We start from the raw sequence: 14,564 nt of genomic DNA on the forward strand, positions 1-14,564 counted from the left end.
CAAGGATAAACATTCCGGAGGATAATCTATCTATTAAGGGGGAACATCATGAGCAAAGACTTCATTCCATCATCTTTGTTGGGGAGGACCGTAACAATCTACAGGGGAGGGCCTGAATCGAAAACAGGCGTGTTGCTTGATATCCAGGACGATTATGTAACGCTCGCTACCGAAAAAGACATCATCTATTATCAAACCCGACATATCCAAAGCATCAGCGAAAATTCAAAAAGAAACGCAGGGCAAATGAATACGGAGCGGGATAGCGAAAAGGAGTGCAGGTGTGCGCAGGACTTTTTTTCGCTTCTCGAAACGATGGTAAACCAGGCGATCCAAGTGAATCAGGGCGGCCCAGAGTCGAGGCTAGGCATATTGCTTGCTGTCGGCGAAGATTATATTGTGCTGTGGACAAAGGAAGACGGCACCGTATACTACAATCTGGAACATATTAAAAGCGTAGCGGAACGGGAAATGACGAAATATTTGGAAAATGGGAAGGTAGATTTCGTCCTGGCGCCGCACTTTTCTTCTTTGTTTAAAATTTTTAACCACCAGTGGGTATCGATTAACCGGAACGGGCCTGAGGCGATTGAAGGAATTTTAACTGAAAATTCCAGCGGCTTGTATACCCTTGTCCACAATGAAGAATTATTTCGGATTCATCCGTTCCATGTGAAAAGCATCAGCGTCGGTGCGAAGGGAGCTGGTAAGCAGGAACAAAACAAAGAAAATGAGAGCAGTTCCGGCACCAAGGATGATGATGAATCCTCTTCATCCAGTTCGTCCAGTTCATCGAGTTCATCCAGTTCATCCGTCTCCTATTACGGGGATACAGAATCAAGTGGCGACCGTAATAGCGTTAGCAGCGATGACTATTATGAGGATACAGAATCAAGCGGCTCCTACAGCGAATCATCATCCTCTTCATCCTCATCAGACTGGGAATCTTCTGCTTATTCAAATAACCTTTCCCCTATCCGGGAAACTGTTGTACAATCGAAAAACTATGTATGGAAAACAAAATAACGGCAAATTCGAAGAAAAAGGAGGTGGCAAATGGGAATAGAGCAGCATCTTGGCAGTGAAATCGAGATCCTTTTATCCGGCAACTTAATACTGTCCGGGAACCTTATCGATGTCGGAGCGGATCTTCTGATTTTGTATGACGGAAACGAATACCTATATATTCCTTTTGTCCATATTCATAAACTGAAAGAAAAAACAGAAAAAAATATCTTCGGAGAAACAACGCCTTCAGAACAGGAACTGGGGAAAAATGAACCTGTTTCCTACCGCAAAATTTTGATGAACGCAAAAGGGATGTTTGTCAAACTTATTTTATCCGAAAATCAAATCTTATATGGCTATATTGCCAGTGTCCTGAATGATTATTTTGTTTTTTACTCGCCGGTTTATAAAACGATTTTGGTATCGATGCAGCATGTAAAATGGCTCACGCCGTATCCGGCTAGACAAACCCCATACAGCCTGTCCGATGAAGATTTGCCGGTGAAGCCGATTAATCAGCCTTTTGCACGGTCATTTGAAGAACAGTTGAAAAAATATGAGGGCTCGCTGGTTATATTTGACCTCGATACCTCGTCCGACAAAACGGGTGTACTGAAAAAACTGGACCAAAATATCGCAGAGCTGGCGAATGCTTATGGGGAAACCGTTTATTTAAAACTCGCACATATCAAATGCGCTTATGCAGCCAACTCCGGAACGTGACCGGAAAAACCCGGCGCTTGTCGAATAAGCGCCGGGCCGGTTTTTTAATAGAACAGGCGCAGCCATCCGTATAATAAGAACAAGGTAGCCAAAACAGTGGGCAGAATGGTGACAAAAGTGATGCGGATATACTCTCTCCAGTGGAATTTGATATGATTAATTTTCAGAATATGCAGCCAGATTAAAGTAGCCAGTGTCCCGATAGGCAGAATCAGCGAGCCAATATCGCTGCCAATTATACTTGCCATATAGGCTGTCTGCAGGTGAGCCGGTTGAAGGTCCATATGGGTAATCGTAAGGGTACTGACCATTAAGGCAGGATGGTTATTGAATAAGTTTGATAGCACTGTCACAAGCGCCCCCATCGCTATCGTACTGTGCATCATGTTTTCGCTAAGCAACGGTTGTAAGCCTGTTGCAAGCAGTCGCGTCAGCCCGGCATGATGGAGGCCGTAGATCATCATATACATGCTGAATGCAAAGACGAAGATATGCCATGGTGTTTTTTTCAGTACATCAAGCGGGGATTTTTTTAACACCAGGTAGCGCCATGTTAAAATGGCTGCTGAACCGGTGGCGGCTACAATCCATATTGGAATGCCCCAAAACGAAGCGGCGAACAGCCCGATCCTGAGCACGAGGACAAATAGAAGCACGCTGATCATCATGCGCTGCCGTTTCTGTTCCGGCGGCATTTTTTTTGGTTCATGATGCCTGTCCCGGAGCGGATGGGCACGATAATGCAAAGGAGATTTTGCATGCGGGTCCGGCAATGTTTTCGGGATTCTTTTATAAAGCACTGCATACAATAAAAGCGCTAGGAAAATCAAGCCTGCCAGGCACGGTATGAGCATCATTTCTGTCTGTGCGTATAAATCGAGGCCGATCATTTGCAGCGCGATCAAATTGACGACATTGCTGACGCCGATCGGGGCGCTTGATGCGGTTGCGATAATGGCACCGCTGATCAAATAAGGAATTTGCTCGTGTTTTTTTAAGCCGATTTTTTTGAATAGCAGAATGAGAATCGGGGTGGTGATTAAGATACTGCCGTCGTTGTTGAAAAAGAGCGTCATCAGGAAGCAAAGGAAATTAATCAGCCAAAACAGCCGGATGCCTGATCCTTTTGCATAGCTTTGCAGTTTATCCGTTATCCAGTGGAAAAAGCCGAAACTTTGCAGAGCGATGGCCATGACCATGGTTGCAATGATCGTAATCGCAGCGCCCGATACGTGTTCGGCGATATCCGCCAGGTCGGACAGATTGACGCTTCCGATAGCAAACATGAGCAAGCCGCCGATCAATGCAGGGACCGCTTCATTTAAACCGTTCGGCCGCCAAAGTATAAACGCCATCGCTGCTAAAAAAGTAAATACTGTGGCAAGAGCAGTGAAAAGATCCATCTTTTCACCCCATTTCTGTCGTCCATTCTTTTCGGTATACTACTCCAGCAGTATTCGTCTTTGTTATATGATACGTTCCGGGGGAGATTTGAACTGGTCTTTTTACCAGTAACTACTAAAAATCCACTTCTATCTTTTGGGGAAAACAGCCCTTTGGTAGAGCCGTTGATGCACGGCAACCGGGCAGGCAAGAATTGAGGAATAAAAAAGCCGGCCCGCTCAAGTGAAAAGCGGGTCAGCTGCCTTTTTTGCTCTTTTCGATTTTTTCGTAAACAGCTGCGAGCGCACTTTCAAATTTTCCGGTTTTTTTCGGTTCGTAATAATGGGCGTTTTTGATCGTGTCCGGTAAATACTGCTGTTTTACCCAGCCGTTTTCAAAATCATGCGGGTATTTGTAGCCGACGCCCCGCCCCAAAAGTTTGGCGCTTTTGTAATGGGCGTCTTTTAAATGGGCGGGCACTTCCCCGCTTTTTCCGGCGCGGATGTCAGCCAGCGCGGCGTCAATTGCCATGATCGCGGAATTGGATTTTGGCGACAGGCATAATTCGATCACGGCGGCCGCGAGCGGAATGCGTGCTTCCGGGAATCCGAGTTTCTCCGCAGCCTGTACGGCGGCAAGCGTGCGAGCGCCTGCCTGCGGGCTCGCGAGGCCGATATCTTCGTAGGCTATCACAAGCAGCCTTCTCGCAATGCTTGGCAGGTCGCCTGCTTCAATGAGTCTGCCCAAATAATGGAGGGCGGCATTGGCGTCGCTGCCGCGGATCGATTTTTGAAAAGCGCTCAGCACATCATAATGCGCATCGCCGTCTTTATCATGGGCGAGGCTTTTTTTCTGCATGCATTCTTCGGCAATATCCAATGTGATATGGATTGCGCCGCTATCGCCGGGCTCACTGGAGAACACCGCCAGTTCAAGTGCGTTTAAAGCACTGCGCACGTCTCCGTTGCTCGCTTGTGCAAAATGGTCGAATGCATCGTCATCAATTTTTACATTGTATTTTCCAAGACCCCTGTCGGCATCATCCAACGCGCGCTTTAAGGCCAGCTTCATTTCATCAAGCGAAAGCGGATAAAGTTCAAAAATCTGGCAGCGGCTGCGGATCGCCGGGTTAATGGCATGGTAAGGGTTGCTTGTGGTTGCCCCTATTAGGACGATCATGCCGGACTCTAAATAAGGGAGCAAAAAATCCTGCTTCGCTTTATCCAAACGGTGCACTTCGTCCAAAAGCAGGATGACTTTCCCGCTCATTTTCGCCTCGGCCGCAACGATTTCCATATCTTTTTTATTGTTCGTTACCGCATTTAACGTGCGGAAAGCGTATTTTGTGCTGCCGGCAATGGCGCTTGCAATCGAGGTTTTGCCGACTCCGGGCGGACCGTACAAAATCATGGAAGAAAGCTGCCTTGCTTTCACCATCCGGTAAATGATTTTGTTTTTGCCGACCAAGTGCTGCTGCCCGATCACTTCTTCGATCGTCCTCGGCCGCATCCGGTAAGCAAGTGGCTGGTCTTTCATAGCGATCTCTCCAAACTGTCTCTTGTACCATTATCTTACCAGATTTTGCGGGCGTGCGAAAAGCAATGCCGCTTGGGGGATTGTAATGCTGATTGCGAAGATCTCACCCGGCATAAGTTTTTTCCGACCGCGATGATAAAATGTGCAGCAATAAGCAAATCTTTTTTTTTGCGAATATTGCGCATGGCTTGGTCATTTACGCTTTTTCTAGTAAATTAAACATGTACTTTGTTGTTTTTTGCTATAATGGTTGTGAGGCTGTATCGTGAACGGTTTTACATAAGGAATTTAGAAGGATTCCGGCAAAGATAGTACTTCATTGTGATCAGCCTGTTTATGGCTCTTAGAAAAGATGGAAGTATTGGAAGGTGAGTTCGATGTTACTGGAAAATAAAGTTGCCGTCATTACAGGCGGCGCTTCCGGGATCGGTGAGGCGACCGCCAAGCTTTTTGCCAATGAAGGTGCAAAAGTGGTGATTGGCGATGTTGCGGAATCAAAAATCACGGTTGCGGATAAAATTAAGGAAGCCGGAGGGGAAGCAATTTTTGTCCATTGTGACGTGTCCGATAAATACAGCGTGAGGCATCTGATGGAAAGGGCGACGGATGCATACGGAAAACTTGACATCTTGGTAGCGTGTGCCGGCATTCCTGAAAAGCACGGGCCTGTCCATGAGCTGGATCAGGACTACTGGCAAAAAGTGCTGGATATTAACTTAACCGGCGTGATGCTTTCCAATAAATATGCCATTCCGTATATGCTGAAAAACGGCTCGGGCGCGATTGTCAATATGGGTTCGTTTATGGCCCACGTCGGCATCACCAACAGTGCGGCTTATTCCGCCGCAAAAGCTGCGGTTGTCAACTTGACGCGTGCAGAAGCGGTTACTTACGCAAAACGGGGAATCCGCGTGAACAGTGTCTCTCCGGGTACGACAGATTCGCCGGCACTAAAATATTTCACAAAAGAACAAATTCAGGAAGTGATTGATCATAATCCGATGGGCAGGCTTGGCAGGCCGGAAGAAATCGCCAACGCCGTCCTGTTTCTTGTAAGTGATCACGCATCTTTTATTACCGGCACAGATCTCCATGTGGACGGCGGATATACAGCCCAATAAAAAGCGGAACACCATTCGATTTTCCGGATGGTGTTTTTGTTTGGTGAAGCGGGGGTACGGCAGCGTATCAATGTCGGGAAACCGCGGGCAGCCTTATTTCGGGTTTCGCCTGTTTCACATTATCCTGATTACTATGCTATAATATGTTAAGCTGAGAACGAGTGTGTGTGTGAATAAAACGTGAATCGCAAAGGGAATGTTGACAATTATTGGGCAATTTTTATGGTTGCTTGCTCGTTTATTGATCGTATCCGTTTTGGGTGCGGGCGCTTCGTACTGCGCCTCATGACGGACGGTGTGAACATTTCACCCCGCCCAACGCTACGTTGCCGGATTTGCCCTACCGGAGTGCGGTGGCTTATGGGAAATTGGATGAAAAAGTAATAAGCGGAAAGAGGTGTGCATGATGAAAATTTCAACAAAAGGCCGCTACGGGTTAACAATTATGATTGAACTGGCGAAAAGATACGGCGAAGGGCCGACATCTTTAAAATCGATTGCCCATAGCCAGGATTTATCCGAGCATTATTTGGAGCAACTGATTTCGCCACTCCGCAATGCCGGGTTTGTAAAAAGTATCCGCGGCGCTTACGGCGGCTATGTTTTAACGAAAAAACCTTCCCAAATCACAGCCGGCGATGTGATCCGCGTCCTTGAGGGCCCGATCACGCCTGTAGAAGGCATAGAAGATGAAGAACCGGTCAAACGCCAGCTTTGGATCCGGATCCGGGATGCGGTCAAAGACGTCCTGGACAGTACAACGATTGAAGATTTGGCAAAATACCGGGAAGATACCGAACCAGATGCTTACATGTATTATATTTAATTATTTGGGGTGTAAAGAGTGGAAAAAATCTATTTGGACCATGCGGCTACTTCCCCTGTCCATCCGCAGGCTGCGGAAAAAATGATGCAGGTGCTCACCACTTCGTTTGGGAATGCATCAAGCATCCACGCTTTCGGCAGGGAAGCGCGCCGCATATTGGATGAAGCGCGCCAAACGATTGCAGATAGCATCGGCGCGCAATTTAGTGAAATTATTTTTACAAGCGGCGGGACGGAAGCGGACAACTATGCGATTCTCGGCACGGCGGAAGCAGCTGCGGATAAAGGCAGGCATATTATTTCCACAGCAATCGAGCACCATGCAGTTTTGCATACAATGGAATATTTGGAGTCAAAAGGATACGACGTGACATATTTGCAGCCGGATGAAACAGGAAGGATCCGGGCAAAAGACGTGCAAAAAGCGCTCAGGGATGATACAATTCTCGTCAGCGTCATGTATGGAAATAATGAAGTGGGGACGATCCAGCCGATAGCGGAAATCGGCGAAATGTTGAGAAACCACCAGGCTTATTTCCACACCGATGCGGTCCAAGCATACGGGTTGGTAAAATTAGACGTAAATGCCCTGAACGTGGACATGTTGTCGGTCTCGGCGCATAAAATCGGCGGGCCGAAGGGAATCGGATTTTTATATGTGCGGAACGGCACGAAACTGAAAAACCGAAATTTCGGCGGCGAACAGGAACTGAAACGGCGCCCGGGGACGGAAAATATTGCGTCAATTGCCGGATTCGCCGAAGCGGTAAAAATTGTGCAGCGTTCGCTTCCTGAAAAGCAGCAGCAATATAACGCTTTTAAATTTAAATTTATGGAAATTTTACGGCAGGAAAAGGTTGAATTTCTCCTGAATGGCAATGCGGAGGAGGCATTGCCGCACGTGCTCAATCTTAGTTTTCCGAAGACGGATGTTGAGTCGATGCTTGTGAGTCTCGATATGGCGGGGATCGCTGCCTCGAGCGGTTCGGCCTGTACAGCCGGATCGATTGAACCATCGCATGTGCTCGTTGCAATGTTCGGGAAAAATTCGGAACGTCTCCACAATTCGATCCGCTTCAGCTTCGGAATCGCAAACACGATGGAGCTGGTGGAAACGGCCGCCCGCAAAACTGCGGAAATTGTACGTAGGTTCCAGCAAAAATAGAAAAGAGGAGGCATTATGAAAAAAGCACCTAAAGATACAAGGGTTGTTGTCGGCATGTCGGGCGGCGTTGACTCATCCGTTGCCGCTTACCTGCTCAAGCAGCAGGGCTATGATGTGATCGGCATTTTTATGAAAAACTGGGACGATACCGATGAAAACGGCGTCTGCACAGCGACGGAAGACTATAATGATGTCATCCGCGTCTGCAACCAGATCGGCATCCCTTATTATGCAGTGAATTTTGAAAAACAATATTGGGATAAAGTTTTTACGTATTTCCTTGATGAATATAGGGCAGGGCGAACGCCGAACCCGGATGTGATGTGCAATAAAGAAATTAAGTTTAAGGCATTTCTTGAACACGCCCTGAACCTTGGCGCAGATTTTCTGGCGACCGGGCATTACGCACGCGTCGCTTACCGGGACGGCGAATATAAAATGTTGCGCGGCGTGGACGGGAATAAAGACCAGACATACTTCTTGAACCAACTACAGCAGCACCAATTGGAACGTGTCATGTTCCCGATCGGGGACCTTGAAAAGCCGCGCGTACGCGAAATTGCGAAAGAAGCCGGTCTGGCCACGGCAAACAAAAAAGACAGCACCGGCATCTGTTTTATTGGTGAACGCAATTTCAAAGAATTTTTAAGCAACTACCTACCAGCACAAAAAGGCTTGATGAAAACGCTGGGCGGCAAAGTGATGGGCGAGCATGAAGGATTGATGTACTATACGATCGGCCAGCGCCACGGCCTCGGCATCGGCGGGTCCGGAGAGCCTTGGTTTGTTGTCGGCAAAAACCTCAAAGAAAATGTCCTTTACGTGGAACAGGGCTTCCATCATCCTTCCCTTTATTCCGATTATATGATCGGTGTAAATGCCAGCTGGGTGTCGGATACTAAGCTCCCTGCCGAATTCAAGTGCACGGCGAAGTTCCGTTACCGCCAACCGGACCAGAAAGTAACGGTCCAAGTGCTCGGCGGCAATAAAGTCAAGGTCATTTACGACGAACCGGTGCGCGCCGTCACCCCCGGCCAGGCCGTTGTTTTCTACAATGGCGACGAATGCCTTGGAGGTGCCACAATCGACAAAGTTTATAAAAACAAAGAACAGCTGGAATATGTTGGCTGAACACACAATGCACACAGAATTTTTGGATTCTGTGTGCATTGTTTTTTGGGGGAGGAAAATGGTATGGGTACCCGTTTTGAGGAGGGCATAAATGCCAAAGGGATTAAAAAGAAGAGTCTTTTGGTCCGTATGAGATTTGTATAGACCGCTTTAATGCCGCTTACGGGATATGGCCTTTAGATCCTTTTAGCAATATTGAAATCGGTAACCGCTCCATTTCTCATACATACACAGGTTTTTGCTTTTTTATGCTATAATGCAAGTATCATCAAACAGGAGTGTACCCAAATATGGACAAGCATCAACTTGGCATGAAAGCATTGCAGGAAAAGAAACTCGAAGCAGCGCTCAAATGGTTTAATGAAGCAATTGAAGAAAACCCGGATGATCCGCTCGGCTACATCCATTTCGGCGATGTGCTGCTCGCGGCCGGTGAATGGGAAAAAGCGCAAATTTTTTACCATAAAGCACTCGAATTAAAAGAAATGCCAGCACCATTCTACAGCCTCGGCACAATCCATTACCAGCAGGGGCATTACGAAGAGGCAGCCGGATATTTTGAAAAAGCGCTCAGGAACGGCCTACAAGACAAAGATACCCACTTTATGCTCGGCATGTGTTTTATGATGCTGGACAACCCGCGCTTCGCGATACCGTACCTGCAAAGGAGCGTTGAACTGGATGGAGACGACACGGAAGCAAGGTTCCAGTACGCGCTTTCCCTTGTAAAATCCAACCTTGCCGGCGAAGCGCTGGAACAATTCCAAAAGGTTCTCGAGGCAGAGCCTGAGCATACGGATGCTTTATACAATGCCGGTGCCATTTATATGCAATTTTACGGGCAGCTGGATGAAGCGCTCCGCTATTTCCAAAAAGCGGTGGACATTCAACCGGACCATCTGCTGGCCGGTTACGGCATCAAAATGGCCGCTAAATTAAAGGAAATTGGTGCGCAGTAAGGTGGTTGAATTGGAAAAACAGCATGCGATGGATTTATTCCAGGACCAGGAAAAATTTATAAAAGGGAAGCATCTCGTCACCATATTCCACAACGAGCAAAATTTGTATTCGGTCATTCGCGTGCGGATTGAAGAGACAAACGTTGAACTGGAAGAAAAGGAAACGGTGATTACCGGTTATTTTCCGCGCATCCACGAGCAGGAGACATACACGTTCTTCGGAAAAATGCAGGAACACCCGAAATTCGGCCTTCAGTTCCATGCGGACCGCTTCCAAAAAGAAATCCCTAATACAAAGCAGGGCGTCGTCGAGTACCTTTCAAGCGATTTGTTTAATGGTATCGGCAAGAAAACGGCGGAACGGATTGTCGAGGCGCTCGGGGAAAATGCGATCAGCAAAATTCTGGAAGATCCGTCCGTCCTCGATCAAGTTCCAAAACTCGCTGCGGACAAAGCGCAGCTGATCCATGATACATTAGTCGAAAACCAGGGGCTTGAGCGTGTTATGATCGGGCTGGCGCAGTACGGCTTCGGCCCGCAAATCGCGATGCGCATCTATCAGGTTTACCAGGATCAGGCGCTTGAGATCATTGCACAAAATCCGTACCGGCTTGTAGATGATATCGATGGTATCGGGTTCGGGCGCGCCGATGAACTCGGCAGGCAGATTGGTATCAGCGGAACGCATCCGCACCGCATCCAGGCCGGCTGCCGCTATACGCTTGAAATGGAAAGCATGCAAAACGGGCATGTGTACGTCAATAAAGAAGAACTGGCACGGGATGTAAAAGCGCTTTTGGAAGAATATCAAAATGTTGAGATCCCCCTTGACTCCGTTGAGACTGAACTCTTAAAACTCGAGGAGGAAAGCAAGGTCGTCATTGAAGGCGATAAAGTGTACCTTCCGTCGCTTTATTTCTCAGAAAAAGGCATTGCCTCCAATATTGAGCGCATCATGTCACAAACAGAGTACGAAGATCAATTTCCGGAATCCGAATTTCTGCTTGCCCTCGGCGAGCTGGAAGAACGGATTGGCGTCGAATATGCGCCGTCACAAAAAGAAGCGATCCAAAAAGCGCTGATGAGCCCGATGATGATTTTAACCGGCGGGCCGGGCACCGGGAAAACGACGGTCATTAAAGGCATTGTTGAGCTGTACGGGGAACTCCACGGTATTTCGCTCGACCCGAAAACGTACAAAAAAGACGAGGTTTTCCCGATTTTGCTCGCGGCACCGACGGGAAGGGCCGCCAAAAGGATGTCGGAGTCGACCGGGCTGCCAGCAATGACGATCCACCGTTTGCTCGGCATGACCGGCCAGGAGGATATGGATGATCGGGAAGAACGGCAAGTGGAAGGGAAACTCTTGATCATCGATGAAATGTCGATGGTTGATACATGGCTTGCGAACCAGCTGTTAAAAGCGCTGCCTGACCAGATCCAGGTGATTATGGTTGGGGATGAAGACCAGCTCCCGTCTGTCGGGCCGGGACAGGTGCTGAAAGATCTGTTAATATCGGGCGTCATCCCGACGGTGCGGCTTACGGACATTTACCGGCAAAAAGACGGCTCATCCATTATTGAACTTGCCCACCATGTCAAAAATGGCCGAATGCCGGAGAATGTCATGCAAATGCAGCCGGACCGCTCGTTTATCCGCTGCTCGTCCGGCCAGATTCCGGAAGCGGTTGAAAAAGTGGTGCAAAGCGCGAAACGGAAAGGCTACACGGCGAAAGACATCCAGGTGCTCGCCCCAATGTACAGGGGGCCGGCCGGGATCGACCGTTTGAACGGCCTTTTACAAAATATTTTTAACCCGAATGAAAATGGCGCCCGTAAAGAACTGAAGTATGGCGATGTCGTATACCGGATCGGCGATAAAGTGCTGCAGCTTGTGAACAAGCCTGAGCATCAGGTGTACAACGGCGACATCGGTGAAATTGTTTCAATTTTTACGGCAAAAGAAAATACCGAGAAACAGGACATGGTGATTGTCTCTTTTGATGGCATTGAAGTGACATATACAAGGCCGGATCTCAACCAGATCACGCTTGCCTACTGTTGTTCCATCCATAAATCACAGGGGAGCGAGTTTCCGGTCGTGATTTTGCCGGTTGTGCGCAGTTATTACCGGATGCTGCGCAGAAATCTGCTCTATACCGCGATTACGAGAAGCAAAAAGATTTTGATTTTGCTTGGAGAGGAATCGGCTTTCCGGATGGGCGTGGAAAGGGAGGACGACCAAAAGCGGAAGACAACGCTGTGCGAAAAACTGGGTACAATCAAACAGGCAGTAACAAATCCAGAAGCGGCGGGGGAAATCCTTTACTTAACGGAGGAGAACTGGGGCAAAGTGGACCCGATGATCGGTATGGAAGGCATTACCCCTTACGTGTTGGCTGCTGAAGGCGGGACAGAACCGGAGACAGCTGAATAGAAAAAGTGGCGGGATTATCTGTTCAACGGTTCCCGCTGCTTTTATGTGAACATGTAAAACGGCTTTCATCATCCCTGTTGTTTTTATCTCTTTTTCCGCATTTCCGGGCTGATTTCTTCCGAGCTTTCCATCCCGTACTGGAGATTTGCCGTTCCGCTCCTTCGTGGCGTTCGTTTAACAAGCACATAGTCGGCCAAATATTGGTGGTAAAAATGTTCAAAGACACTGATGACAACAGCGGCAGCGATGGAAACGGCCAGGCCGGGCAGACTGTTATGGGCAAAAAACCGGCTCAGCCCCCAAATGACAGAAAAAGCAAGGCCGAAGTCGCTAAGAAGTGTAAACCATTCATTGGTTTGCGGAAGCAGGCCCAAGTCGGCCAGAAAATAGGAAATCAAACCAAGAATGAGCGCGGTGCACAGTACGCCGGCAAAGGAAATGCTGAATGCAAGGCCGAGCACCAAATATAAAAGGATAAAATGTCCGGCGATTTTAATGGCAAGTGGTTTTGCATTTTTCATGTATTTCACTTCCTGCTTTTGTTTCTTCTATTTTTTGTGCGGCCGGAAAAGATATGCATACTAAAACAGATGGAAATTGTTTTCCCGCATGTTTAAAGGCAGAACAAGCAAACTATAAATGCCGTGACAATCGGCATGTATGTTTTTTGGAAAAAATGGGCATATTGGTAGGCAAAAAGGGCGGATTAAAGCCGCCATGGAAAAAGCGAGGTGCTTACCATGAAATGCCCGAATTGCCAAAGCAAAGACATCGGAAAGATCGGCATCAACCAGTATTATTGCTGGAACTGCTTTATAGAGTTATCGGTTGCGAAAAACATGATTCATACCCATCAGGTGGAAGAAGACGGCACTTTGAGTTCTTTGGACGATTTGTTTGACGATGAAACGCGCAAGCTAAGCTGAACAGAAGGGGTGTGGAAAGATTGAACAGAATGATGATGACTGTACTCGGGTTTGGCGCAGGCATAGCCACCGCTTCGATGGCCAAAAGAGGCATGATGAACGGCAGGCAAATGCGGAAAATAGCAAGAAGGATGCGCAAGGCTTTCCGCTAAAATTTTGGGCCGCCGGCTGATCAACCGGCGGCCTTTTCCTGAAAAAGCGTTCATAAACTTCCCGCTTTCGCAAAAACTTGAAAGAGGGAGGTTTTTTTATGCACCGGATCCGCAGGGAATGGCTTTATAAATTGTTGTGGCTGTTATTGATCTTGATCATTTTGTATGTACTGCTTTTGCTCAAGCCTTTCTGGGCGCCCGTATTGCATGTGGCCGCGACCGTATGCGTGCCGTTATTGATCGGCAGTTTTATCGCCTACATCCTCCATCCGCTCGTCGAATTTCTGCATCAAAACGGGTTGCCAAGAGGGTTGGCGATTTTGATCATTTATCTGCTTTTTTTCGGCGGCATCGCTTACGGCGTCTACAGGGGGCTGCCGCTTGTCATCGCGCAAATGAACGACCTGTCCGAACATATCCCACAGTTTGCCGACCAGTACAGGGACGGGGTCGCTTACTTGCAAACTTCGATGAAACACTGGCCGGACGGGCTCCAGGACCAGATCGACGAACGGATCGAGCGGTTTGAATTATGGCTTACGGAAAACGTCTCCAACGCCATCAATGTGCTGATGAAACTGTTGAATTATGCGATCGCGCTTGCGGTGATCCCTTTTATTTCCTTTTATCTGCTGAAAGATTTTGAACATGTGAAAAAAGCGGCGTTGGCCTTGACGCCGAAAAAATGGCGGCAATCCGCCCTCAGCTTTCTTCGCGATGTCGACCGGTCGATCGGCGGCTATATCCGCGGGCAGCTGCTTGACTGCCTGATCATCGGCTTTCTTTCTTTTGTGGCCTTTGCCATCCTTGGGATTAAGTATCCGATTTTACTCGGCATCATCATCGGAGTTACAAATGTGATTCCGTACTTCGGGCCGATTTTAGGCGCCATCCCCGTTTCAGTGATCGCAGCGACCATTTCACTGAAATATGTGGTCTATGTGCTGGTAATCGTATTTGTCCTTCAATTTATTGAAAGCAATATTTTGTCGCCTTTTATCGTCGGAAAATCGCTGCACCTCCATCCGCTTTTTATCATTATTGCTTTAATCGTCGGCGAAGAAATTGGCGGGATAGCCGGCCTGATCCTTGCGGTGCCGGCGCTTGCGATCATGAAAGTGGCCGTCATCCACGCCCGCAAACATTTGCTTATGGTCGAAAGCGCAAACGAAGTTGACAAATTGGAATGATCTTTTTT

Annotated in this window: 14 protein-coding genes; 11 read left to right on the top strand and 3 right to left on the bottom strand. The window is 47.9% G+C overall.

Annotated features, from left to right (window positions below; all coding sequences use genetic code 11):
* The first annotated feature begins 48 nt into the window (after positions 1-48).
* Positions 49-1,026: a spore coat protein gene (locus GBH70_RS01200; RefSeq protein WP_151679316.1), complete on the top strand. Its 978-nt coding sequence runs from the start codon at positions 49-51 to the stop codon at positions 1,024-1,026.
* Positions 1,027-1,056: 30 nt separating this feature from the next.
* Entirely contained in the window at positions 1,057-1,731 is a 675-nt protein-coding gene (locus GBH70_RS01205) for a YwrJ family protein (RefSeq protein ID WP_151679317.1), read from the top strand.
* 44 nt (positions 1,732-1,775) lie between these two features.
* Here the strand turns inward: GBH70_RS01205 and GBH70_RS01210 are convergent, their stop codons facing one another.
* Both GBH70_RS01210 and GBH70_RS01215 read right to left on the bottom strand, forming a co-directional pair.
* Positions 1,776-3,134 (bottom strand): arsenic transporter, encoded by a 1,359-nt coding sequence (locus GBH70_RS01210; protein WP_151679318.1) that lies wholly within the window; start codon positions 3,132-3,134, stop codon positions 1,776-1,778.
* A 235-nt stretch (positions 3,135-3,369) separates the two neighbouring features.
* Positions 3,370-4,650, bottom strand: coding sequence for a replication-associated recombination protein A (locus tag GBH70_RS01215; protein ID WP_151679319.1), 1,281 nt, complete (start codon positions 4,648-4,650; stop codon positions 3,370-3,372).
* A gap of 377 nt (positions 4,651-5,027) precedes the next feature.
* Between GBH70_RS01215 and GBH70_RS01220 the strand changes: the two genes are divergently transcribed.
* The 6 genes from GBH70_RS01220 to recD2 all read left to right on the top strand — a co-directional run bounded on the left by GBH70_RS01220 (position 5,028) and on the right by recD2 (position 12,288).
* Positions 5,028-5,771 (top strand): SDR family NAD(P)-dependent oxidoreductase, encoded by a 744-nt coding sequence (locus tag GBH70_RS01220; protein WP_151679320.1) that lies wholly within the window; start codon positions 5,028-5,030, stop codon positions 5,769-5,771.
* 406 nt (positions 5,772-6,177) lie between these two features.
* The gene (gene cymR, locus GBH70_RS01225; protein WP_151679321.1) at positions 6,178-6,597 is read left to right on the top strand and encodes a cysteine metabolism transcriptional regulator CymR; all 420 of its coding nucleotides are present in this window, start codon (positions 6,178-6,180) and stop codon (positions 6,595-6,597) included.
* A gap of 18 nt (positions 6,598-6,615) precedes the next feature.
* Positions 6,616-7,761 (top strand): cysteine desulfurase family protein, encoded by a 1,146-nt coding sequence (locus GBH70_RS01230; protein ID WP_151679322.1) that lies wholly within the window; start codon positions 6,616-6,618, stop codon positions 7,759-7,761.
* 15 nt (positions 7,762-7,776) lie between these two features.
* Positions 7,777-8,892, top strand: coding sequence for a tRNA 2-thiouridine(34) synthase MnmA (gene mnmA / locus GBH70_RS01235; protein ID WP_151679323.1), 1,116 nt, complete (start codon positions 7,777-7,779; stop codon positions 8,890-8,892).
* A gap of 290 nt (positions 8,893-9,182) precedes the next feature.
* A complete protein-coding gene (locus tag GBH70_RS01240; protein ID WP_151679324.1) occupies positions 9,183-9,851 on the top strand; it encodes a tetratricopeptide repeat protein in 669 nt (222 codons plus the stop codon).
* Between the two features lie 10 nt (positions 9,852-9,861).
* Positions 9,862-12,288 carry an SF1B family DNA helicase RecD2 gene (recD2, locus tag GBH70_RS01245; protein WP_151679325.1) on the top strand — a complete coding sequence of 809 codons (2,427 nt, stop codon included), beginning with the start codon at positions 9,862-9,864 and terminating at the stop codon, positions 12,286-12,288.
* 83 nt (positions 12,289-12,371) lie between these two features.
* Here recD2 and GBH70_RS01250 read toward each other — a convergent pair whose 3' ends face one another.
* Positions 12,372-12,809: a YndM family protein gene (locus GBH70_RS01250; protein ID WP_151679326.1), complete on the bottom strand. Its 438-nt coding sequence runs from the start codon at positions 12,807-12,809 to the stop codon at positions 12,372-12,374.
* A 219-nt stretch (positions 12,810-13,028) separates the two neighbouring features.
* Here GBH70_RS01250 and GBH70_RS01255 point away from each other — a divergent pair, with 219 nt between their 5' ends.
* From GBH70_RS01255 to GBH70_RS01265, 3 genes are all read left to right on the top strand, one after another.
* On the top strand, positions 13,029-13,214 hold the full coding sequence (locus tag GBH70_RS01255) for a YrzR-like zinc ribbon domain (protein WP_151679327.1): 186 nt from the start codon (positions 13,029-13,031) through the stop codon (positions 13,212-13,214).
* Positions 13,215-13,243: 29 nt separating this feature from the next.
* Positions 13,244-13,366, top strand: a complete 123-nt coding sequence (locus GBH70_RS01260; RefSeq protein WP_172967433.1) for a DUF3918 family protein — start codon at positions 13,244-13,246, stop codon at positions 13,364-13,366.
* A gap of 98 nt (positions 13,367-13,464) precedes the next feature.
* Positions 13,465-14,556 (top strand): AI-2E family transporter, encoded by a 1,092-nt coding sequence (locus GBH70_RS01265; RefSeq protein ID WP_151679329.1) that lies wholly within the window; start codon positions 13,465-13,467, stop codon positions 14,554-14,556.
* Positions 14,557-14,564 lie beyond the last annotated feature (8 nt).

The organism is Weizmannia acidilactici (genome assembly GCF_008974225.1).
In the GTDB taxonomy this organism is placed as follows: Bacteria; Bacillota; Bacilli; order Bacillales; family Bacillaceae_C; genus Weizmannia; species Weizmannia acidilactici.

Bases quoted from the DNA above. Each gene is read 5' to 3' on its own strand.
- GBH70_RS01200 (WP_151679316.1), top strand. From the start codon at position 49: ATGAGCAAAGACTTCATTCCATCATCTTTGTTGGGGAGGACCGTAACA.
- GBH70_RS01205 (WP_151679317.1), top strand. From the start codon at position 1,057: ATGGGAATAGAGCAGCATCTTGGCAGTGAAATCGAGATCCTTTTATCC.
- GBH70_RS01210 (WP_151679318.1), bottom strand. From the start codon at position 3,134: ATGGATCTTTTCACTGCTCTTGCCACAGTATTTACTTTTTTAGCAGCG.
- GBH70_RS01215 (WP_151679319.1), bottom strand. From the start codon at position 4,650: ATGAAAGACCAGCCACTTGCTTACCGGATGCGGCCGAGGACGATCGAA.
- GBH70_RS01220 (WP_151679320.1), top strand. From the start codon at position 5,028: ATGTTACTGGAAAATAAAGTTGCCGTCATTACAGGCGGCGCTTCCGGG.
- cymR (WP_151679321.1), top strand. From the start codon at position 6,178: ATGAAAATTTCAACAAAAGGCCGCTACGGGTTAACAATTATGATTGAA.
- mnmA (WP_151679323.1), top strand. From the start codon at position 7,777: ATGAAAAAAGCACCTAAAGATACAAGGGTTGTTGTCGGCATGTCGGGC.
- GBH70_RS01240 (WP_151679324.1), top strand. From the start codon at position 9,183: ATGGACAAGCATCAACTTGGCATGAAAGCATTGCAGGAAAAGAAACTC.
- GBH70_RS01250 (WP_151679326.1), bottom strand. From the start codon at position 12,809: ATGAAAAATGCAAAACCACTTGCCATTAAAATCGCCGGACATTTTATC.
- GBH70_RS01255 (WP_151679327.1), top strand. From the start codon at position 13,029: ATGAAATGCCCGAATTGCCAAAGCAAAGACATCGGAAAGATCGGCATC.
- GBH70_RS01260 (WP_172967433.1), top strand. From the start codon at position 13,244: ATGATGATGACTGTACTCGGGTTTGGCGCAGGCATAGCCACCGCTTCG.
- GBH70_RS01265 (WP_151679329.1), top strand. From the start codon at position 13,465: ATGCACCGGATCCGCAGGGAATGGCTTTATAAATTGTTGTGGCTGTTA.